This window comes from Lysinibacillus sp. RC79, from assembly GCF_041262405.1.
Classification (GTDB): domain Bacteria; phylum Bacillota; class Bacilli; order Bacillales_A; family Planococcaceae; genus Lysinibacillus.
This window is the reverse complement of record NZ_JBGCCD010000025.1, coordinates 52,138-75,334: the sequence shown is the minus strand read 5'-3', so window position 1 is coordinate 75,334 and position 23,197 is coordinate 52,138. Positions and strand designations below refer to the sequence as shown.

General features: G+C 33.5%; 20 protein-coding genes. 15 read left to right on the top strand and 5 right to left on the bottom strand.

What is annotated here, in order from left to right; genetic code table 11:
- The first annotated feature begins 1,029 nt into the window (after window positions 1-1,029).
- The 3 genes from ABH968_RS19975 to ABH968_RS19965 are packed head-to-tail and all read left to right on the top strand — an operon-like array spanning window position 1,030 to window position 2,972.
- Window positions 1,030-2,289: a Y-family DNA polymerase gene (locus ABH968_RS19975; protein WP_370046798.1), complete on the top strand. Its 1,260-nt coding sequence runs from the start codon at window positions 1,030-1,032 to the stop codon at window positions 2,287-2,289.
- Between the two features lie 10 nt (window positions 2,290-2,299).
- Window positions 2,300-2,638: a YolD-like family protein gene (locus ABH968_RS19970; protein ID WP_370046796.1), complete on the top strand. Its 339-nt coding sequence runs from the start codon at window positions 2,300-2,302 to the stop codon at window positions 2,636-2,638.
- Window positions 2,631-2,972 (top strand): YhjD family protein, encoded by a 342-nt coding sequence (locus tag ABH968_RS19965; protein WP_370046794.1) that lies wholly within the window; start codon window positions 2,631-2,633, stop codon window positions 2,970-2,972. Before ABH968_RS19970 ends, ABH968_RS19965 begins: the two co-directional genes overlap by 8 nt.
- Window positions 2,973-3,234: 262 nt before the next feature.
- Here ABH968_RS19965 and ABH968_RS19960 read toward each other — a convergent pair whose 3' ends face one another.
- On the bottom strand, window positions 3,235-3,771 hold the full coding sequence (locus ABH968_RS19960; RefSeq protein ID WP_370046792.1) for a hypothetical protein: 537 nt from the start codon (window positions 3,769-3,771) through the stop codon (window positions 3,235-3,237).
- A gap of 513 nt (window positions 3,772-4,284) precedes the next feature.
- On the opposite strand from ABH968_RS19960, the gene ABH968_RS19955 reads away from it, so the two are divergent.
- Both ABH968_RS19955 and ABH968_RS19950 read left to right on the top strand, forming a co-directional pair.
- The gene (locus ABH968_RS19955) at window positions 4,285-5,979 is read left to right on the top strand and encodes a hypothetical protein (RefSeq protein WP_370046790.1); all 1,695 of its coding nucleotides are present in this window, start codon (window positions 4,285-4,287) and stop codon (window positions 5,977-5,979) included.
- Window positions 5,980-6,214: 235 nt separating this feature from the next.
- Entirely contained in the window at window positions 6,215-7,963 is a 1,749-nt protein-coding gene (locus ABH968_RS19950) for an ATP-dependent nuclease (RefSeq protein WP_370046789.1), read from the top strand.
- A gap of 128 nt (window positions 7,964-8,091) precedes the next feature.
- Here ABH968_RS19950 and ABH968_RS19945 read toward each other — a convergent pair whose 3' ends face one another.
- From ABH968_RS19945 to ABH968_RS19930, 4 genes are read right to left on the bottom strand one after another with little or no spacing between them, the layout of a single operon-like run.
- A complete protein-coding gene (locus ABH968_RS19945) occupies window positions 8,092-8,694 on the bottom strand; it encodes a hypothetical protein (protein WP_370046787.1) in 603 nt (200 codons plus the stop codon).
- Window positions 8,691-10,322, bottom strand: coding sequence for a site-specific integrase (locus ABH968_RS19940; protein ID WP_370046785.1), 1,632 nt, complete (start codon window positions 10,320-10,322; stop codon window positions 8,691-8,693). The genes ABH968_RS19945 and ABH968_RS19940 overlap by 4 nt, the downstream gene beginning before the upstream one ends.
- Window positions 10,322-12,820, bottom strand: coding sequence for a helix-turn-helix domain-containing protein (locus tag ABH968_RS19935; RefSeq protein WP_370046783.1), 2,499 nt, complete (start codon window positions 12,818-12,820; stop codon window positions 10,322-10,324). The genes ABH968_RS19940 and ABH968_RS19935 overlap by 1 nt, the downstream gene beginning before the upstream one ends.
- Before the next feature lie 20 nt (window positions 12,821-12,840).
- The gene (locus tag ABH968_RS19930) at window positions 12,841-14,097 is read right to left on the bottom strand and encodes a hypothetical protein (RefSeq protein ID WP_370046781.1); all 1,257 of its coding nucleotides are present in this window, start codon (window positions 14,095-14,097) and stop codon (window positions 12,841-12,843) included.
- 199 nt (window positions 14,098-14,296) lie between these two features.
- On the opposite strand from ABH968_RS19930, the gene ABH968_RS19925 reads away from it, so the two are divergent.
- The 10 genes from ABH968_RS19925 to ABH968_RS19880 all read left to right on the top strand — a co-directional run bounded on the left by ABH968_RS19925 (window position 14,297) and on the right by ABH968_RS19880 (window position 23,193).
- Window positions 14,297-14,713, top strand: coding sequence for a DinB/UmuC family translesion DNA polymerase (locus ABH968_RS19925; RefSeq protein WP_370046779.1), 417 nt, complete (start codon window positions 14,297-14,299; stop codon window positions 14,711-14,713).
- A 56-nt stretch (window positions 14,714-14,769) separates the two neighbouring features.
- A complete protein-coding gene (locus ABH968_RS19920; protein ID WP_370046777.1) occupies window positions 14,770-15,108 on the top strand; it encodes a YolD-like family protein in 339 nt (112 codons plus the stop codon).
- Window positions 15,101-15,448 carry a YhjD family protein gene (locus ABH968_RS19915; protein ID WP_370046776.1) on the top strand — a complete coding sequence of 116 codons (348 nt, stop codon included), beginning with the start codon at window positions 15,101-15,103 and terminating at the stop codon, window positions 15,446-15,448. Before ABH968_RS19920 ends, ABH968_RS19915 begins: the two co-directional genes overlap by 8 nt.
- Window positions 15,449-15,847: 399 nt before the next feature.
- Window positions 15,848-16,801, top strand: coding sequence for a sugar kinase (locus ABH968_RS19910; RefSeq protein ID WP_370046775.1), 954 nt, complete (start codon window positions 15,848-15,850; stop codon window positions 16,799-16,801).
- A 12-nt stretch (window positions 16,802-16,813) separates the two neighbouring features.
- The gene (locus ABH968_RS19905; RefSeq protein WP_370046774.1) at window positions 16,814-17,434 is read left to right on the top strand and encodes a bifunctional 2-keto-4-hydroxyglutarate aldolase/2-keto-3-deoxy-6-phosphogluconate aldolase; all 621 of its coding nucleotides are present in this window, start codon (window positions 16,814-16,816) and stop codon (window positions 17,432-17,434) included.
- A 12-nt stretch (window positions 17,435-17,446) separates the two neighbouring features.
- Complete coding sequence (gene uxuA / locus ABH968_RS19900) at window positions 17,447-18,511, top strand: mannonate dehydratase (protein WP_370046773.1); 1,065 nt, start codon at window positions 17,447-17,449, stop codon at window positions 18,509-18,511.
- Between the two features lie 9 nt (window positions 18,512-18,520).
- Complete coding sequence (locus ABH968_RS19895) at window positions 18,521-19,543, top strand: zinc-binding alcohol dehydrogenase family protein (RefSeq protein ID WP_370046771.1); 1,023 nt, start codon at window positions 18,521-18,523, stop codon at window positions 19,541-19,543.
- Window positions 19,536-20,369, top strand: a complete 834-nt coding sequence (locus ABH968_RS19890) for an SDR family oxidoreductase (RefSeq protein ID WP_370046770.1) — start codon at window positions 19,536-19,538, stop codon at window positions 20,367-20,369. Before ABH968_RS19895 ends, ABH968_RS19890 begins: the two co-directional genes overlap by 8 nt.
- 37 nt (window positions 20,370-20,406) lie before the next feature.
- The gene (locus tag ABH968_RS19885) at window positions 20,407-21,672 is read left to right on the top strand and encodes an MFS transporter (protein WP_370046768.1); all 1,266 of its coding nucleotides are present in this window, start codon (window positions 20,407-20,409) and stop codon (window positions 21,670-21,672) included.
- 21 nt (window positions 21,673-21,693) lie between these two features.
- On the top strand, window positions 21,694-23,193 hold the full coding sequence (locus tag ABH968_RS19880; RefSeq protein ID WP_370046766.1) for a UxaA family hydrolase: 1,500 nt from the start codon (window positions 21,694-21,696) through the stop codon (window positions 23,191-23,193).
- The last annotated feature ends 4 nt before the right edge of the window (window positions 23,194-23,197 follow it).

The window sequence follows — 23,197 nt, the reverse complement described above, 5'->3', positions numbered from 1 at the left end:
GGCAAAATTAAAAACGAGTCCGGTGCAATACCGAACTCGTTTTACCCAAGCTGCCTAATGAAATAACCGTGTCTAACTTTTAGGGGTCACTTCAATCAGGGCGTTTTTATTTTCTTTTTGCTAACGATTTTCATATGTCTCTTAATATGTCATAGAAGGCCCTTTTTAGCGTTTTTCAAATGTCCCTTAGTAAGAAAAATCTAACAAAAACCTTAAAACGCTTTGAGGGCATTTATATACTTTTTAAGGGCCTCCCTTTTCCCCCTTAATAATAGTGCGATTGAAATCAGCCGTTTTGTCAATGTTTTTGAGAGTTTGTCTTTAACATCTCCTTTATACCATCCACTAAATTGCAGTTTATTTCGATATAAAACAGTAAATATAATTAAAATTGAGATTACCATCATAATTCCATAAGTAATCGAATCTTTCGTCCCTGATTTTTGGTAGATATAAGCAACAATATTGCCTGAAATCAAATAAAAAATTATGAGTCTCCAATAGTACCCTTGTAAAATCCCGTAGTACCCTCATTACTTTCATCTCCAAGCTTTTATTTAATATTTATTTTACCGCCATATATCCATATCGTTGTTATCCTGCGCCGTTAGTGAAATAAGAAACTCTTTTATATAAATGAGCAGACTTTGTTTAAGACTACAACTTTTTTTTTTTTGTGTTTTGATATTAGTTAAATTATCCTGTTTTAATATCCTTAATGCTTGAGGATTTCTAATATACGTACTATTTTTAAGAATTTGAGTCTGGTTTTTTTATTTCCATAAATTTAAGCTTGTCAAGGTACAAACAAGTGTTCTAATATGTATACAAACAGATGTTCTTGTGTATAGTAATGAAAAGAGAAGCTTCATTGGATGTTGTGATTAATTATTAAAATTACGTAAGGTAATGGGAGGAAATCGAGATGCGAGATCAATTAGTTAAAGCAATACAGCAGGCAAAACGTTCCGTTATCATTCATAATGTTTTCGCTGTTACTTCTGTTTACCGAAAAGTGAGTGAAGTTGTATGAATTACGATGATATGCCAAATCGACCTATTATGTGCATTGATATGAAATGTTTTTACGCCAGCTGTGTAGCAATGTTACATGGGCTAGATATTCTTGAAACTCCAGTTGCAGTAGTAGCAAACTTTGACCAACCGGGCAGCGTTGTACTTGCAGCATCACCATTGATGAAAGAGAAATTTAAAATTAAAACTGGTAGTAGACGCTATGAGATACCAAAGCATCCTGATATTAGATTGTTTGAGCCGAAAATGAGTTTCTTTATTCAAATGTCCATGAATATTACAAATTTACTTTCTAATTATGTTCCTGTGGATGCTATACACGTATACAGTGTGGACGAAAGCTTTGTGGATTTGACAGGCACAGAAAAGCTATGGGGTTCACCTGAAGAAACTGCAAAGGAAATACAAAGAGCGATTCTTGACCAGTTTAATGTTCCTAGTGCAGTAGGTATGGGACCAAACATGTTAATAGCTAAACTAGCTTTAGATTTAGATGCAAAGAAAATAGGCTTTGCCAAATGGACGTATGAAGATATTCCAAAGAAATTATGGCCAGTACGGCCACTTTCTGAAATGTGGGGAATCGGTAAACAGATGGAAGTCAATTTAAATACTATGGGAATACAAACAGTTGGTGGATTAGCTAATACAGATTTAAATGAATTAGAAAAACGCTTTGGTGTTATGGGTAATCAATTATTTTATCACGCATGGGGAATTGATCTATCAAAACTCGGGGAGCCTCTAATTACAAACGGACCATTAAGTTTTGGAAAAAGCCAAATGCTAATGAAAAGTTATCATACAAGGCGCCAAATAGCGGTCCCCATCTTAGAAATGTGTGAGGATGTAATGAGGCGTACACGGCAGGCAGGATATGTAGGTCGAACAATCAGCTTAGGACTTTCTTATAGCAGAAATGCTATGACTAAAGGATTCCATCGATCCAAAACGATTAAAGTACCAACAAGTGAAACACTTACGATGTATAAAACCTGTATCGAGTTACTAGATGAACACTTTGCTGGTGAGCCAGCTCGTCAATTATCAGTAAGGATATCAAATTTAGAGCCTGAACGTAGTATTCAACTTGATTTATTTGATGAACATAAACCTCAACGTCAAATAATTGGTCATACAATGGATGCTATACGAAACAAGTTTGGGGCAACTTCATTATTACGAGCTGTTTCATTTACTAGTGCAGGTACAGCTATTAATCGTGATCGCTTAGTTGGTGGTCATTTGGCATAGGAGTGATTTGATGATAAAAGACAGAGGTAATATTAAATGGGCATCGATGATGTTACCAGAGCATTTGGAGCTACTTAGGGAGTATAAGCAAGGATATGCAAAACAACAAAGAGAGCTTGCCGATTGGGAATTAGAAGAATTACAACAAACGATAGATCTAGCCTACAATCAGCATCAAAACGTTAAATTAGATGTTTGGTCAGATGGTAAAATCACTCAATGGATAGGAAAAATAAATTCTATAAATATTAATACAAACGAACTTATACTTGAGACTCTTCTTAAAATAAAACGTATTCCATTAAAAAATATATGTTCAGCACAACTGGATGCTGATTATTATGATTAAAGCCGATGAGAGGCAACTACTTCACAAATATCTATTGTTAGAATTAGCAGTGAAATCTTTGCAGATTGATTACAAGAAAACAGAACAATTTAAAATGAAAATTGTCTTTCAGCCATTAATGGATACTTTGTTAAAGGATTTACGACAAGAATTATTTAACCTTAAACAGCAACTTGCACAACTTCGTATCCGAGTAGTAGGTTGGCAACCAGTGGATGAATACTTTAGTGACGTCCAAGTCGCAACGGCAGGTAATGATGTAGTACTTCGTTATGCTAATCAAGCTTTAAAAACACAAGTAGAAAAGTTACTGATTAATCAGATAAACAAATAACCAGGGCTCGCTTTGAGCTTCGAATTTTTAATTATAGGTTGTTTTCGTATAGATTGTTGCTGTTAAAACATAAAGAGCAAGTTGATTCTGCACATTTTGTAGGTCAACTTGCTCTTTGTCTTTTGAGTTTCAGTAAATCCTCCTTCAACTAAAGCCCTTCATATATACTAAACTGAATTTATGTTAAATCGTTTATTTAGAGACATAGACCTTGCTAGACATCCAAAATATAGCCCACCCTTAGAAGTGACCTCGAAACTCGTTAATTTACATAGAGGTACGATTCCAATTCTTTAACCTTGTTCCCGTCTAATTGGCGTGTGAGCCCGAATGTTTCGCCCTTTCCATCGTAATTTATTACAATGTCGAGATCGTGAAGTAATTCAGTGAAATACTTAAAAGACTTTTTTAAGTCGTTATTGAACTTTGCCCTATTAGGCTCTAATGTGTCCTGTCTCGATAAAACATAAACAAGATGTCCCATCAAAATTTGAAGCACATTCAGATTTTCAAAGTCCTTTTGAAGGTCGTCGCCTTGAACCCGAAAATATTTCATTTCCGAAGTGAGTCGATCTGCCTTCGGATAATATTCGTTCACGTCGGTTGTTTTGGTAATATCTTCGGCGTGATAGGCAATCCAAGCTTCCAACGTTGGTTCAATTCCATATTTGTTGAAGCCTTCAGGAGTTGAAACGTCCTTCCCCATCGTCGCGTTGTTGACTTTAGTTTCTTCCTTCGTACATCCCGTTAATAAAGCACTTACCAATAATCCTGTATATGCTATTTTCCTTAACTTCATAATTCGGCTCCTTCTACAGTTGGAAGACCCCTGCAAAATTCATCTGTATTTTACCTAAAAAACCAATTAATGACCTGGCCTAAACTACCTAGTTAGTTCGATAACAACAATCTTTGAGAAAACAGCCTAATTATAAGTAAATATTTAAAGAAAAGGTTTTACTAATTTCAACCATACAGCTAACGACTGTAGATTTGAAATAAAGTCACGATATTTATAAAAAGTTTGATTAAAAATCCTGTATGCCAGGATTTTTTCTTGTTCCACAAACGGGCTAGATTGTTAGTAAGATTAGATAAATAAATGGGTATTTATGTTAAAATGAATTGAAGATTGTATAAAAGTTAATTTGCCATAGGTAGTGTTTGGTATTGATAAAAATCCAAAATAAAAATTTAAACAATAAAAAAATAGCAAAATGTTTTCCATTTTATTTTTTTAGCTAATTATTTATTTAATTGAATGTTCTATTATGTAATTTATTCTACTCTCCACATATCAGAGGAGAGGTATTTGTTAAAAGAGGATTGGATTAGACTTTTTTATGATTTAATGGGTTTAAAAGTAACAAATATGGAATGGTGGTATTTAGTGATTACTGAAGAATTTAGAAAGACCTCCAAAGTAATGGGGAGTTATCTATCTTACGAACAAATATTTCCTTATAAACCAAGTTTTCAAGAAGTAATAGAAGATATTCAAAAGATTGAGATTGAAAAAGCTTTGACTATTATCTCTAAATTTTCATTATATGATGAAGAATTAAGAAAAAATCAAGTTCAGCAGTTAAAAGAATATTTTTTATACATGGAAGATATTAAAAGTATTGATTCAATTTATTTATTTGACTTTATTAATTTAAATTATGCAATAAAAATGTACTTAGCATTTGGAACTAAAAATCCTAATAGTAGATTTGAAAATAAATTTTCTGATACGTATAATGTGTTACTTACAGTTCTAAAAATTACTTCACTAATTAATGATAAAGTAGATACAGACGAAGGTTTGCAAAATACTTTATTAAAAACATGGTTAGCCAATAGAACAGAGGATATAACTAGAGTAGTATCAAGACAACATGAAATATATGAGAAAATATTTATTGATTTTGATCAAAATGATCCTGAATATATAGACATATATAACTTGTTTGAAGAGTTTTATGGTTATTCTATAAAAGATTATATTTCTGTTTTGTTTCCTATACATGCGAGATTAAAGGCAACAGAAAAAGAAGTACTATTGTCGAATAATTTAGTCGGGATTTTGGAGAGTTATTATGAATCTACTAGCATGAAGGGTAAATATAAAAAAGTATTAGATGATTTAACAGTTAATGTAGATGAATTAAGAGGATGGGCATTAAGTAATATTGATAATTTTTACGATGCAGAAGGTTTAATATCTAAGCCATTCTTTTATTATAATAATCATTATGTATTATTTTCATTACCGTTTTTAGAAGCAGCAATGTTTGATGGGCTGTGGTTTAAATTACTAAATTGTTGCAAAAGAAGAAATAGAGATTTTCCAAGCTTTTACGGAAGATTATTTGAGAAGTATGTAAATAATATTTTGGAAAATTCAGTGAAAAAACATTCAAAACTACCTTATGAATTTATTAAAGAATTTAAATTTGGTCACGATAATTTAGACTCATCAGATGCGTATGTAAAGATTGGAAAATCATTACTAATTGTTGAAGCAAAAGGAGGGAAAATTAGAAGGGAAACAAAGGTTAATGCAGATGAGAAGAGTACGAATGAAGATTTTAAAAAGTATGCTATCAATCCTATCTTACAAGCGAATGAGGCTTACGAAAAAATAATAAAAGATAAGCCAGGGTATTTTGGAGACATAAATAAAATATATATAATTTCAGTTTTCACTCAAAGGTTCCCGAAAGTTCCATTTTATGAAAATAAATTTAAAGAAGAATTAGGTAAATTAAATTCAAAAGTTAAATTTTGTGATTATATAAGTTTGTCTGATTTAGAAGTTTTGTGTAGTCATATTGAAAATCAAAAGAAAACAATTTTTAATTTTATGGATCAAAGAAATAATTACTATAAATTCTTATCATTAGAACATTTTTATGGAATTACTTATGGTTTAATAACTAGATCAAAATTGGCTACATCTAATTTTAGGGAAAGCTCTGATTCAATTATTTTACATTTAAAAATCAACAATAATATTAAATAGGTTTAAGAAACTTGTAGAAAATAAAAATAGAGGCTCGATTTATCTTCCTTCAACAATGTGGTTAAATTGGGTTTCTCCCCATTCTATTAAGTTTCATCTGATCGTAGTCAACGATAGTCAGAGCCTTAGTCTCCTTCGAATTCGTTTAAAATTTTTGAATTGGGTTTTTATGTAAAATCTGAAGTGTATTAGATAAAGATTAATAATAAATTAAATTTTAAAAGGGGATGCTACGATGAGCTTTATTAGAGTAAATGAAATACAAGTGAAAAATTATCGATCATTTGGAGAATGTCAATTAATCACTTTTCCTAATGCTGATTATAAAAAGCCGATAGCAATAGTCGGATATAACAATGCAGGTAAAACAAATTTATTAAATGCTATCTTAATTGGTCTTACTGAAAAATATATCAATAAGGAAACATTTAATTTAGATGATTTCCATAATAGAAATTACGAAAATGTTATTTCAATTACGTCTACATTGCAAAGTAGTGAAGAACAAAAAACAAATAGTGGAACAGCTAATTTGAGTGGTGACCATCGATTAATTATGACATTGGATGATTCAGAAATTATTAATGCAAAAATAGAATCTACTTTTCCAGATGGAAGCTATAATCAAACAGCGGCAGGTGCAATAAAATATTATAAAGTTTTCTATGTAAATTTCCATGAAATAAAAAAAGAAATATCAACTAAAAAAACCAGTTGGGGGAACTTAACTTCATTTTTGGCTAAGTTTATTAAACAAACAGTGATTTCAGATAATACCATGAGTGATAAAAAAGAAATCTTTAATTCTAAAATGAAAGATTTAACGGATGATGTTCTTGATTCCTCAAAGCTTTTAGATTTTATCAATAGAATACAAACTAATTATTCATATAACTTGAGGAATAACAATTGTAAAATTGATTTTTGTTTGCCTGATTATGAAGATATATTTTTAGAAATGATATTTAAAATTGGATTGAATGGTGATTCTGAAAATCTTATACCGATTGACCATTTTGGTGATGGATATATATCTATGTTTGTTATGGCAGTAATTCAAGCAATTGCTGAGTCTAATGATGAGGATCGTTGTGTATTTTTATTCGAAGAGCCAGAAAGTTTTTTACATGAAAATCATCAAGAATATTTTTATAAAATGATATTATGTAGTTTGGCTGAAAAAGGACATCAAGTGATCTACACAACTCATTCTCAAAAAATGATTGATATTTTTGACACAAAGGGAATAATTAGGTTGGAATTCGATGATGAAAAGAAACAATCTAAAGTTACGTTTAATAAATATAATCTTGAATTTGAAAATATTATGGGGGAAAAACCTTACCAATTAGATAAGATTCATGATTTTAATAACTATATAAAAATAATCGAACCTAATTTAAACCGAATTATTTTCAGTAAAAAGGTGTTATTAGTAGAAGGACCAAATGATTTATTAGTTTATAAGGAATTAATTAAAAAGAGAGTATGTGAGAAAGCTAATAATGAAAAATATGCAGATACATATTTAAATTTTAATAATATTGCTATTATACCCCATCATGGTAAGATTACTGCTTTAGTATTAGTGGAACTCTGTAAGCATCTTGGAGTAGAGTATTTTATCGTAAATGATTTTGACTTGCCTAAAGAACTATTAGAAAAATTAGATTTTGAAAGTTTAGATCAACTTCATAGTAGTATTTTTTATAAAGAAGAAATTGACTCTATTAATTGTATAGGTAGTAAAGGTGAGCCATTGAGTACAAAGACTAAACGATCAATGTTAACTACAAATTTTAATTTGATTCAAGCTGCAGGCAAGAGTAAAATCCATTTTAATGTACCAAGATTAGAAGAAGTTATAAAATATGATAGTAATGATAAAAATAGTTTTAAGATTTGGGAAACAATCCGTTCAGCAGATTTTAAAGATGATGGGTTATTTTCTGAGAATTTACTTTCGTTTTTAGAAATTGACTAAGTGATAAAAAATCATAAAAAATAACGCTAGTCACAGTGGCTAGCGTTATTTCACTCTAGATATTTAGATAGTTTTCAAACTTTTAGATAGCTTCTGAAATCTGAGTATCTAAATCCAAACTGTACTTCTTACGATTCATCACTGTCATCAAATAACTCGGGATACATTTTTACAATATCAGTATTTAAGGCACGATCTTGTGTTTTTTTATTTTTTGTGATAGAAATAATTTTTTCTAATCCTTCTTCTTCCTGAAAAACCTTATAAGTGCTTTTAACAGCTACTTCAAGATACTGTTTTCTGAGTAATTTTAATTCATTTTCAAGTTTTTTTATTAGATTTTCTTTTTGAGACAAATAAGCAGATAGTTCTGAGTTTTGTTTAACCACCAAATCATAGTCTCGCGCCTTTCCATATAAATTACTCACCATATCATTGAAATGGCTTAATGCACTGATCAATCCAGTCTTGTTATTCCAATTTGTTTCAACGAGTTCAACAACGTTTGGTAAGGGCAACGAGACTTCACCGTTAGTAGCCTCCAATTGTACAGGTTCATTAATCTTTGCAATATGTTCAGACATTCTTCTTGACCATATAAAACGGTTAATACCTGTCTCTCTTTCTAAAAGAGAGGGATTAATCTTTATCCCAGGATTTTTTGAAATATATTTTAATAAGATGTCTTTTAATTGTTTGTCCGTATATTTTTGGGGTGCACCTATTTTCACAATTCGTCCTCCAATAGATAAGAATCAACCATAGCCTTTTGATCCATTACTCTTCTTAATTCATTGCATATTGAGGATAGTCTTTCTTGACCAGATTGTTGGAATGTAAAATTTTCACAATCATAATTTATTGATTTTGTTACGTATCTCATGAGGTCTATTTGTTCCTTTAATCTATTTTCTAGAAGGATTGAATGGTTTTTTAACCAAGTCAATCCTTCTATTTTGTCTAATGGAGAAAAGAAATAAAATTCGCAAAAACGGCAATCGCCAACTTTGCAACGTGCCGGGTTATCTGTGCAGTAACCATGTTCTACTCTATATTTTTCTTGAAAGTCACTAGCTTTGAAAAGCTGACTTTTGGCAATCACTGTATGAGTTTCAGTAATCCAATTAGATTTCCATTTATCCTTGCGTTGCATCCGTAGCATTTGTGCAGCATGATGAACAAAAGAATGAGCAAAATGATCTAAGTGGCTATGGTAATGCAATTGAGTTTCAAGTTGGGAATGTCCGCCTATTCGAGCAATTGTTAGCATATTAAAGCCCTGTAGCATCATATTACAAAAGGCAAAATGTCGAGTATCTCCAGGTTTGAGTCTTTCAAGATCTCCAAATTTTGGTTCAATGATTTCGTCATAAAATCGATCAATCAAATTAATAAACTGAAAAGCACCAATTTTCTTATGTATCTTTTCTGTAGTTTTCGTTTTCACATACTTTCTATAAGCCTTGTACGATATTAAATAACTGGATTCTACCGAAAAAACAGATGTTAGCCGTTTATATTCTTCAATTAATTCAAAGACTTCTTGGTTGACTTGGATAGTATCCGTAATTTCAAGCTTTCCTGGACCACTTGAGGCTTTCTTTTTTCTTGGTAAAACCATCCAATACCTTCCTTCTTCGTCGATTGTTGCACACCCCCTATGTAAACTATAGAATTCAATGGGACGCATAGGAACTATACGGGTAATTCTCCACCATAAAAAAATAGGAAAATACTGCAGTTTTTCTTCATCAAAAGTACAGGACTGAAAAAATAGATCCAAAGCGTAATCAAAAACTAAGATATCGTGATAATTAGGTAGCTTTCGTACATTTGAAATTTTCGTATTATAATTCAAACACAAGTCATAATATATATCTGAGTGAGGGTGATTATAAAAAGTAAGGAATTCCCTAATACTGTTACAAAAAGGATATTGTATATGTTTAGAAAAATGATTAATTGCATCTTCTAATTGTTCTACATGATCTAATCGGAATCCTCGAGTAATCTGTATTGCTTCTCCTATTTGTCTAACATTTGCGCGAACGGTTTGTGTAGTAATCCGGTTATACATTTTTTGAACGGAATAGCATTTTAAGGCTAAATTAATTTCGCCATAGATATCATTATTAAAGTGAAATTTAATATTATTGGATTCTCCCGAAACTAACCACAATGGGTCTTCAAAATTTCCCATTACTATAAAGCCTAGCTGAGCTAACTCTTTATACATATCTTTATAAACCTGAAGTTCTTCAATGTTAAAAGTAACAAATTCAATACTTTCTAATATAGACTTATCACTTAATTTATCTACAACTTCTTTTCGTTGTAGGGCTGCATGGAATTTTGTCATTATATTTCCTCACTAATTAAATTTTTAATAGTGATCATCTTTTGCTTCACATCGGTAAGGTTTATAAAAGTTTGAACATAAGGTTTACCAAATTGTTGTACAGCCTGGCTTAAAAGATCTAGGATTTGAAATAACAACTTGCTATCTCTGACTCTAATAGCAGGAAACTCAGTTTTTTGAATCGACTCTACTAATCGATTAATTTCATGTTGAATTGAAATCAATACATATATTTTCGGTATTGCGTATTCACAGTGTAAACAAGTTGTCGATGTTGGATAAGAACAACTTGGATAGTTCAAACATTGTACGTGTTGCAACTTTGCAGGCATTTCATCTTTATATATTTTTAAAAGCAAAGTTTTCAAATCCTGATCGCTAAGGGAAGATAATTTCAAGGCTAGAGATTCTTTACTATTTTGCTGGCGTATTAAAAAATGGCTAAGTTGTTCCAACTGATAGGGGCTATATTCATATTTAAGTTGCTCAATAAATGCTGTCTTAATCTTTAAATCTAATTGTGATGCTTCTGGTATAGATAAATGAATAATATGATAGTATAGCCAGCCAAAGTGTCCTCGATTAAACAGATTTAGACTTACTTGATTTATAGGTCCATCATTGTTTACTGATTGAATGTAAGTAGAGGTAGAATTTCTATTAGTATGTCCTCTCAATTGTTGTGAAAATTCATAGGCAATATCGGAATTTCCATTTCCTCCAACAATACTATAAAAAAAATAAGTCAAGAGAGTTCTATTCATTTTTCGGCTTTGAAAATCTATAAGTTGTGGCTGTTTATCGAAAAAAGATTGGAAATGAGTTTTTTTATCAAAAATGACAAATTTCCTTTTGCCGACTTTAAATAGTCGGTGGTCTTTCTCATTTCTACGGTGGAGTTCTGCGATGATAAGTACAGTAGCAGTTGGAACAACCATGTCTTGATTAACCAGAAAATGTCCTAGTGCGCCAGTCTTACTAATATACATTCGTTCTACACTACTGTATAGATGGTTAATGATTGCTTGTGCCTGCTCGATTTGTAGTTCTGTTTCTAGGATTTGATCAAAGGTTTGGATGTTGGTTACTTCCAATGCAACATTGGGAAGTTTGATAATGTCTGAAGGTCTCCATGCATCAATGACATGCATTGATACAAATAACCATGTTATTGCATAATCCCTACTTTGAATAGCTCTTTGAATGTGAAGATTAATATCTTTTATATAAGTATAATAGTCTAAGAATTGCTTTGGACTATATATTTCTTGTTCATCAGTTTTAATAGAGGTAACTGCGTAGCGTTTTGAAAATGTGCATACTCCTTTACCTGAGCAAAATTCCAAAAAATAAATAAATATTTGCTTGTCACGAATCGTCAAATCAGGATTTTTAAAGACAGATTCTAATTGCTCTACATTGAGAAAAAATATCTCATTTACTAATAGACTACATAGGCGTTTAAATGCCTTAATATATCGGAAGACATCATTATGAATTGTTTTCTCATTTCCCTGACTACTATTAATTTTTAAAGCCACAAATTCACGATAAAGTTCTACGGTTTTTTTTAATGAATTAGGAATTTCTATTTCGGCTAACTTGTATTCAAATAATTCAACGGGTGTTAGCTTTTTTTCTAATTCCTGTTTTTTTTGTTGCTTTTCAATGTACTTCCTTAATTCTTCTATAGAAACTGTATATTTCTTACTCTTCTTTTTAGTTTTGTGTATTATACCTTGACGAATTAATTGTCTAACCCAACTTTGGCTAATCCCTAATTCAGTAGCGATATCTTTCACAGAATGTTGTGATTCTTTGTATTTCATTATTTCATCAATGGGAATAATCCATCCCGCATGGTGATAAGCGATTTTTTGTTTTTTTGCACCAGGAAGTGTCTCTTTATTTATTAATGAAAAAATTCCATTAGTACTCATGGATAATTCTTTTGCTGCTTGAGCAATAGACATGTATCCTTTTGGTAATGAGACTGATTTTAAATATTCTTCTACAGTATCCTTTTTTATATAACGGACACCATTTATGATGTTAACATCAGTCAATACCTTTTTTGATATTAATTTGCTAACCCATGATACACCAACAGATAAGTATTCAGCAGCTTCTGGAATTGAAAAGAATCCTTCAGGTGAATAGTCACAAGACTGAATATATTCTTCTATGGAACTAGATGGAACTATCCAAATATTTTCGTGTTTTTTCGCATTAATAAATGTACCTTTTCTAATAAGGTTGGTGACCCATCCAACTGTTAAATTAAGCTGTCTAGCAATTTGAGAAACAGTTAAATAGCCTTTGGGTATAAATAGAGAGGAAGATATTACTTTGTATTGCTCCACTGATTTAACAGGAATCTGCCATGAGCCATGTATTTTGATACTACCATCTAACTTTCCTTTTTTTATTAATTGAAGTAGACTTTTATAAGAAATTTCCAATGCTTTTGCTGCTTCTGTAGAAGTTAAATATGACATACTTCTTATTCCTCCAAACTTTAATTATTATTTAAATTAGGGAGGTATCCCTTGTATAATTCTTCCATTCTGCTTTCAAGTTTACTTCTCATACGTTCTGTATTTCCTTGATAAATTAAGGATGTTGAAAGATTAGAATCACCTCTAGGTAGAGCTATATCATATGGATTATCAGCTTCTTCAGCTAATAGATTTGTAAATATTCCTCTCCCTAAGTGAGTAGACCATTTTTTTTCCTCCAATTTTACACTATAAATAATGTCCTCAGTATTAGTAGAATTTCTTAATTGTTTTAAAAATTCCTTTTTGAGTTTACTAAAATAGGCGCGATAACTTTGCCCAGACATAGCTTTTCCATCACGGTTTACAAATAGTGCATCCGATCCATCTACAGGATTATATTTTTTTAAATGATATTGATATAGATGCTGTAACCAATTTTGAATAGGAAAAACAATTTGTCTTCTAGGCTTTTTAACACCACTTGAGCCGGAGCTGTCATTAATATCCATTCTCATATTTTTTTGTTGAAGTTTAATTACAACACCAAATTCTCCAAAAGAACCAATAGAGGTCACATCAGATCTTTGAATGTTAACGAGCTCACCTTGACGAATTCCTCCGAAGATTTGTAAATAAACCCCTAAAGCGATAGGGTTCGCCACTTTAAAAGCTAATTCAATAAAAGGTAAAATATATCGTTCTGGTAAATCGTGTGCAATATGATCTTTTTTATTTTTAGGTTTAATAACACCTTTAAATGGAGATATTGTATACTTTTGATTTTGCTTTCCGCAAAGAATTTGTTTTTTAAAATCACTTTCTGTAATATGAATCAATAATTTTTTTTTGACTAAGAACTCAAAGAATAGAGTTAAGGTTCTTTCTGCTTTTTGAATTGTTATTCTTGATTTCTCTTGTTTCGATAATTCGTTCAAAAATGTTGTTCCATGGGAAAATTGAAGTTCTTTTAACGATGTAAGTTTGAATTTTTTTCGATTATCGATAAGTATGAAATTTAAAAATGAACAAAGATAGTTAGCATGAAGCCTTTGAGTATTATATGCCCGATACTTCCAATAATAAAAAATAAAATCAGTAAAGGGATGTACGCATAATCTATTATTTTGTTTATTTTTCAGAACAATTACTGCATGTCTATTAAATATAGGCTCGCTATCGCGATACTTTTTTAATACTTCTATTCTCACGCCTTGAACACTAAAACGTAAATTATCGATCTTACTTGAAAAAGCTATTATTGAATTATTTTTCATTCGATCACCTCTACATATGCTCATATTTTCCATTAAAACACTAGAATGTTACCATATTTTTGTTATTATGTTAAGTGCTTGAATATGCTCAGGTTATTAAGTTATTAAATGTGAGTAATTTATTGATATAACAAGGCTTTACTACGTTTAATAATGCTCATCAGTTATAATGCTCATAATTTAATAGATACTACTTGAAATGTGTGAGGACGTTATGAGGCGAGCGCGTGAAGCAGGGTATGTTGGCCGTACGATTAGCTTAGGACTGTCCTATAGTCGAAATGCTATGACAAAAGGATTTCACCGCTCTAGAACGATTGCAGTACCAACAAGTGAAACGTTAGTTATGTATAAAACTTGTCTGGAATTACTGGATGAGTATTTTGCGGGAGAGCCAGCACGTCAATTGTCAGTTAGAATAACGAATCTAGAACCAGAGCACAGCATCCAATTGGATTTATTTGATGAGCGCAAGGAGCAACGACAAGTAATTGGCTACGTTATGGATGCCATTCGAAGAAAATATGGAGCTGTAGCCTTATTAAGGGCGGCTTCTTATACAAAGGCTGGCACAGCTATTACACGTAATCGCTTAGTGGGTGGGCATTTAGCGTAAGGAGTGAATGAGATAAGACGAGATAAAAAACGATTAAGAATTCGAGGAGTGTTTAGATGATACGTGACCGTGGATCAATGAAGTGGACGGCGATGATGCTTCCTGAGCATCTTGGTCTCATTAAAGTGTGGAAGCAAGAGCAATTTTACGATAAAATGCGAGAATTAACCGAGTGGGAGTTAGAGGAAATAGAACAGACTATACAACGTGCTTTTAAAATGCAAAAACTGATTACGTTAACGCTGTGGAACAACAATAATTTGCACGACGAGACAGGGCTAGTTACAGGAACTGATACAATCAAAAAGGAATTGTTACTTGAGACGGATATGGCTATCAAACGTATTGCATTTGACAAAATCCAAGACGCAAAGATGGTGGACGTTAATGATTAATGGTGAGGATCGTAGTGTTTTGTATGAGTTTATAAAATTAGACATGGCCATCAGGTCATTACAACAAGACTATTCATCGCTCGAAAAGTTAAAAATGTCCAAAATTTACATCCATATTGTGGAGGATTTATTAAAAGATATAAGACATGATTTCTACAATAAAAGGCGAGTCCTGGCTAAGAAAAATATTGCCGTTGTAAAGTGGGTCAAAATTGATGAATATTTCAGCGATGTAATCATCAAAACAGCAGGTGAAGATGAAGTGCTACGTTATGCTAATCAAGCTCTAAAAGCACAGGTAGAGGAGCTCATTCATAGCCATTTAAACAAATGTGTGTAGAATATCAAATTTGCATGCAAGGAATCGTATGCCATTTGAGTTGAAAGTTATTTTATATATTTGTCATCTCGAATGTTACTATAAGTGGAAATAAAAAAGGTAGCATTAAATAATTAATATACAAATAAGCTGTGAAGAGATTTTTCTTTATAGCTTATTTGTATTTAAACATGAATACATATGGTTACTATTTGTTTGTAGTGTTTATTCATGATTCAAAAAAGAGAAATAAAATCGTACCTAACAGCTTTTCTATTAAGTTCTAGAAGATTACATCCACTTTTGAAGAAACGATAGTTCATTCTAATAATCTTAAAAATCAGATTATTGTTGCAACACGAAAAATTTCGTGATAGTATTAATAAAACGTTTTACTAAAACGTTTTATTAAAGAAGGGAATGAAAAAATTGAGAAATAAACGAATTGCAACGATTGGTGATGCAATGGTCGTTTTTAATCCGTCTAAAACAGGTCCTCTACGATTCGTTCCTTCTTTTGAGCGAGCGGTGGGTGGTGCAGAATTAAATTTTGCAATAGGTATTACACGTTTAGATATGGAAGCAAAATGGATTAGTTGTATTGGAGACGATGAATTTGGCAAGTTGATTTACAGCTTTGCCCGTGGTGAAGGGGTTGATGTATCACATGTAATACAAACACCATATATACCAACTTCTATTTACTTCAAGGAAATTAGAGAAGGCGGTGCAGGTAAATCGTTTTATTACCGCAATCCATCACCTTTACTTGAGTTAACAGAAGATCGTTTAGATGAGTCAGTACTGGATGATGTGGATTTATTACATATTAGCGGTGTGTATTTAGCAGTGTGTGAACATAACATTAATGTTGCATTGAAATTGATTGGTTTAGCACAAGCAAAAAATATTCCTATATCCTTTGATCCGAATTTACGATTAAAGTTATGGACTATAGAAGATGCCCGTGCAGTATACGAAAAAGTATACCCATCAATCAATCTCCTTCTAGCAGGACAGGACGAATTTGAACTTTTATTTGAAGGGCGTACAGTCAAAGACGTTCAAGAGAGTTACAAAATAGGTGAAATTATTATTAAAAAAGGTGAACATGGAGCCTCAGTTTATACAACTACTGAACAGTATGATCAAGAAGCATTCTCCATTCATGCGATCGATACCGTTGGAGCGGGAGATGCGTTTGATTCAGCTTATGTATATAGCTATTTAAATGGTTATGATATTCCGGAACGGCTGCGTTTGGCAAATGGTGCGGGTGCACTTGTGGCAACGATTAAAGGAGATAATGAGGGGCTTCCGTCATTACGAGAATTAAAGCAATTTATTGGCGATGAAAAACTAATTGAGCGTTAGGAGTTGTCAGGAATGCAAAAAATCGAAATTTTGAAAGCGTTATCAGATGCAAAAGTTGTAGCTGTTGTTCGAGGAAATTCACCTGAAGAAGCGACAGAAATTTCAAAAGGTGCAATTACAGGTGGCATTCGAGCAATTGAAATAACGTATACTACGCCTTTTGTAGAAGAAACATTTAAAGCATTACGTAATTGTGATGCATTAATTGGTGCTGGGACGGTATTGGATGTTGAGACTGCGCGCCACGCGATTTTAAACGGTGCAAAGTTTGTTGTTAGTCCAAGCTACAATGCTGCCATTGCAACGATTTGTAATCGCTATAGCATACCGTATTTACCAGGTTGTATGACGATTACAGAGATGGTGACAGCTCTTGAAGGTGGAAGTGACATTATTAAATTATTCCCGGGAAATCAATTTGAACCAAACTTTATTAAGACCGTTAAAGGGCCACTACCACATGTAACGATTATGCCTACAGGCGGTGTTGGTTTAGCTAATATGAACGAATGGTTAGAAGCGGGGGCAGTCGCGGTTGGTATTGGTAGTGATTTAAATAAAGCATATGCAAAAGATGGTTATGCAGGCGTTGTTGAACGTGCAAAGGCATATATAGAAAATTTATCAAACTAGGAGGTAATTAATATGAATATGACGTTTAGATGGTATGGTCGTGGCAATGATACAGTGACATTAGAAGATGTGAAGCAAATTCCGAATGTGAAAGGAATTGTATGGGCTTTACATCACCTACCAGCCGGAGAAGTATGGACAAAAGAAGCCATTCAAAATGAAATTAATTATATTCAATCTTTCGGATTCCATACAGATGTTGTGGAAAGTGTTAACGTACATGAAGATATTAAATTAGGACTGCAGACTCGTGATAAATATATAGAGAACTATAAGCAATCGATTCGTAATCTTGGCGAGGTTGGTGTGAAAGTAATTTGTTATAATTTCATGCCAGTATTCGATTGGACGCGTACAGACTTATTTCATCCGTTAGAAGATGGCTCAACGGCCCTTTATTTTGATAAGGAAAAAGTAATGAATTTAGATCCTCAAGAACTTGTGAATGAAGTAAGTGCTTCTTCGGATTTAACGCTTCCAGGATGGGAACCAGAACGATTAGCTCGACTTTCAGAATTATTCGAGCAGTACAAAGAAGTAGATGAAACCAAACTTTGGGAGAACTTAGCTTACTTCTTACAAGCAATTTTACCAGTAGCAGAAGAATCAGGTATTCAAATGGCGATTCACCCGGATGATCCACCGTACTCAATCTTTGGTTTGCCACGAATTATTACGGGAGCAGAAAGCTATGAAAAATTAATCAGAATTTCAGATTCAATGGCTAATGGTTTTACGTTCTGCTCAGGTTCAATGGGTGCGGACCCACAAAATGATATGGTAGCTATTGCTGAAAAATATGCATACCGTGCTCCATTCGCCCATATTAGAAATGTGAAAATTTCGGAGAATGGTAGTTTCTTTGAAACTTCACATTTTACATCGGATGGTTCAATAGATATTAAAAATATTGTGCGTACATTAAATGAGCAAAACTTTGAAGGCTATGTACGTCCAGATCATGGTCGCCATATTTGGGGAGAACAGTGTCGTCCAGGTTACGGCTTATATGACCGAGCACTTGGCATTATGTATTTAAACGGTCTTTGGGATGCTTATGAAAATCTAAAGAAATAGGTGAAGTGTATGAAAGCATTACAAGTAAACAAGCCTTTTGAAATGGCTTTAATTGATGTAGCAGAACCAGTGATAACACGGCCAACAGATGTCCTTGTCCAAACAGAATATGTTGGCATTTGCGGCTCGGATATGCATATTTATCACGGCTCGAATCCATTAGCGACTTTACCTCGCGTACCAGGGCATGAAGTAGGTGGACGTGTGTTAGACATTGGTCAAGGGGTTCAAGGATTAAAAGTTGGGGACAAAGTCGTTGTCGAACCAATCCGTTATTGTGGTGAATGTTATGCTTGCCGCAAAGGACAACCAAATGTCTGCGAAAAATTATCTGTTTTTGGTGTGCATGAAGATGGCGGTATGCGTGAGCGTTTTGTTGTTTCTGAAAAGCAACTACATAAAGTAGCAGACCACACATCTCTTGAAGAGGCAGTTTTAATCGAGCCGTATACAATTGGTGCACAAGCAGTATACCGCGGTGAATTGCAAGCTGGTGAGACGCTATTAATTCAAGGAGCAGGACCGATTGGCATCTGTATTTTAAAGATGGCTAAATTAATGGATGCTCGTGTTATGATCTCTGATTTAGATGCCTCTAAACTTTCTTATGCAAAAGAACTTGGTGCAGATGAAGTTATAAATGTGAAAGAACAAGATTTATTAGAAGCTGTTGGTAGATGGACAGATGGAGAAGGTGTCAATGTATCAATTGATGCGGTATGTATTCCGCTAACATTTAAACAATCTATTGATGCAGCTTCAGTTGCTGGAAGAGTGGTTGTACTTAGTTTTGCGGAAGAAGCAATTGAACTCGCCCCACTGCCCATTACGAAAAAGGAATTGTCGATAAAAGGATCACGTTTGCAAACGTTCCAATTTGAAAACGTAGTAAAGCTTGTCGATGCTGGAAAGCTACAGCAACAAGGTTTAATTTCACATACTTTCTCATTACATGAAGCAAAAGAAGCTTTTCAATTTATCGAGAAAAATCCAAACGAAGTGCGTAAAGTCATTTTAAAAGTAGGTGAGTAAGGTGCATGAAGCATTACAAAATAAAGTAGCTGTTGTGACAGGTGGTAGTGGTGTTCTTTGTTCTGAGATGGCAAAGGAGTTAGCAAAGCAAGGAATGCGAGTTGCTATTTTAAATCGTACAGCCCAAAAAGGAGAAGCAGTCGTCCAATCGATTAAAGAAAATGGTGGAGAAGCGATTAATTTTCCCGTTGATGTTTTGAATAAGGAGTCATTAATAGCAGCAAGACAAGCAATTTTACAGCAATATGGTCAAATTGATGTGCTTATTAATGGGGCGGGGGGCAATCATCCAGATGCCATTACTACTGATGAAGTATATAAAGAAGAATCTATTACACCAAATTTCTTTGAATTAACGCCAAGCGGTTTTGAAAGCGTATTCTCGAATAATTTCACAGGAACATTTTTAGCCGTCCAAGTTTTTGGTGAAGCATTGCTGAAAACGAAGGGGACGATTATTAATATTTCATCTATGAGTTCCTATGCACCTATGACAAAAGTGCCTGCATATAGTGCGGCAAAGGCAGCGATTAATAACTTTACACAATGGATGGCTGTTCATTTTGCAGAAGCGGGTATACGTGTTAATGCTATTGCACCTGGATTTTTTATTACCGAACAAAACCGTAATCTGTTGCTTACAGAAGATGGCTCATTAACAGCACGTTCAGAAAAAATCATTACAGCTACACCACAAAAACGTTTTGGAAAACCACAAGATTTATTAGGAACATTATTATTTTTAGCTGATGATACATACTCAGCATTCGTCACTGGTGTAACGATTCCTGTAGATGGTGGATTTATGTCCTACTCAGGGGTTTAACGAAGAGAAATTATTTCAAATATTAGGGGTGAAATATATGAAACAACAAGGTATTTTTGGGGATGGCAAAACTGTTGTTATTATTATGTTGTTTTTAGCTGGTGTCATTAACTATTTAGACCGCTCGGCATTATCGATTGCGGCACCATTTATTCAAGAAGATATTCATCTAACTTCGACACAATTAGGAATTATCTTTAGTAGTTTCTCTGTTGGATATGCGATATTTAACTTTTTAGGAGGGATGGCATCCGATAGATTTGGTGCAAAGTTAACCCTATTTGTAGCGATGATTGTATGGTCTTTATTCAGTGGAGCAATGGTTTTAGTCGTTGGATTCGCTTCATTGATTATTGTTCGTATCGTCTTTGGTATGGCGGAAGGGCCATTATCATCAACCATTAATAAAATGGTGAATAACTGGTTTCCGCCAGATAAACGTGCATCAGTAGTAGGGCTAGCCAATAGTGGTACGCCACTTGGTGGAGCCATTGCAGGTCCAATTGTTGGTTATATTGCATTAGCATATGGCTGGAAATATTCATTTATTGCGATTATGATCCTCGGATTTATTTGGGCAGTTGTATGGTTTAAAGTAGTAAAAGAAAAACCGAAAAACGTGGACATTAAAGAACCAATAGCCAACTTAGAAATGGCAGCAGATGATATCAATCATAGTCTTGGACTATCTTACTATTTAAAACAATCAACAGTATTATTTACGGCCTTTGCGTTTTTTGCCTATAACTATATCCTATTCTTTTTCTTAACTTGGTTCCCAAGCTATTTAGTAGACGCTCGTGGTATGGGCGTTAAAGATATGAGTATAGTAACTGTTATTCCATGGATTTTAGGATTCTTAGGTTTAGCATTGAGTGGAATTGTATCGGATTTCATTTATAAACGCTTTATGAGTAAGGGTGTCTTATTCTCTCGTAAAGTCGTGCTAGTTACATGTTTATTCTTAGCAGCTGTATCCATTGGCTGTGCAGGTATTGTAACAACAACAGTTAGTGCTGTTGCGCTTGTTGCTACCTCTGTTTTCTTCTTATATTTAACAGGTGCTATTTACTGGGCAATTATTAATGACGTTGTGGAATCAAAATATGTTGGATCTGTTGGTGGCTTTATGCATTTCCTGGCAAACACAGCTGGTATTATTGGGCCAACTTTAACAGGTTTCCTAGTAGATAAAACAGGAACGTTCTCTGCAGCATTCTTACTTGCAGGTGGTTTAGCAGTCATCGCTTCATTAGCAGTTATTAAATTCGTTAAGCCAATCGTTCATAAAGAAATAGCTTAGAAATAGAAAAGGTGGATTAAAATGAACAATCAATCAGTTATTAAAATTCATCCGATGGACAATGTTGCCATAGCCTTGAGTGATCTTCCTCAAGGCTTTTTATTTCCATTGGATGAGACAGAAATAACTTTACAGCAACAAGTACGACGTGGGCATAAGATTGCCATCACTACTCTTTCTAATGATGAACATATCATGAAATATGGGTTTCCAATCGGTCATGCAACAGAAGAAATTCAAGCAGGTAGTTGGGTTCACTCACATAATATGAAAACCAATTTATCGGGTGAATTAAGCTATGAATTTAAACCGAAAACACATCCCGTAGCTAAACCTCGTCACGCACAACGCACGTTTAAGGGCTATCGTAGAAAAGATGGACAGGTCGGTGTACGAAATGAAATCTGGCTTATTAATACGGTCGGGTGCATTAACAAAGTAGCTGAAAACTTGGCAAAGCTAGGCAATCAATTATTGAACGCTGACAATTTTGACGGAGTACAGCATTTTGCTCATCCATATGGTTGCTCTCAACTCGGCGATGATTTAAAGTATACACAAAAAATCTTAGCTAATTTAATTCACCACCCAAATGCAGGAGCAGTCATTATATTAGGGCTAGGGTGTGAGAACAATTATATTGATTTGTTTAAGAAAACAATCGGTCATTATGATGAACATCGCGTAGCGTTTTTAAATATTCAAGAATCAGCAGATGAAATGGAAGAGGGTCAACGATTGCTTGAAAAAGCATTTGAATATGCGACGACATTTGAACGACAAGAGTTATCCATTTCGGAGTTGAAAATCGGATTGAAATGTGGCGGTAGTGATGGTTTCTCTGGCATTACAGCTAATCCAATGATTGGAGTATTTTCTGACCAGTTGATTTCTGCAGGTGGAGCAACAGTGTTGACGGAAGTTCCAGAAATGTTTGGTGCTGAACAGATTTTAATGGAACGTGCAAAAGATGCATCTGTTTTTGAGGATATCGTGCATTTAGTAAATGACTTTAAACATTATTTTGTTAAATATAACCAACCTGTTTATGAAAACCCATCTCCAGGAAACAAAGAAGGTGGTATTACAACATTGGAAGAAAAATCACTTGGCTGTATTCAAAAAGGGGGATTCCAAGAAGTAAAAGAAGTGCTTGATTATGGCGACCGTATGTCAACAAAGGGGCTACATTTACTAAATGGCCCAGGTAATGATCTAGTATCAACAACGGCTCTTGCCTCAACAGGTTGCCAAATTGTTCTTTTCTCAACAGGGAGGGGAACGCCGTTTGGAGGGCCAACACCAACAGTCAAAATTTCAACAAATACACCACTTTATGAACGCAAAAAAAATTGGATTGACTTTAACGCAGGGCAATTAGTGGAAGATAAACCGATAGATGTATTAGTCGATGAATTTATGGATTATATTTTAGCCTTAGCTTCAGGAGAAGTACAAACGAATAATGAAAAATATGGATTTAAAGAAATCGCTATTTTTAAAGATGGCGTTACGATGTAGGAGA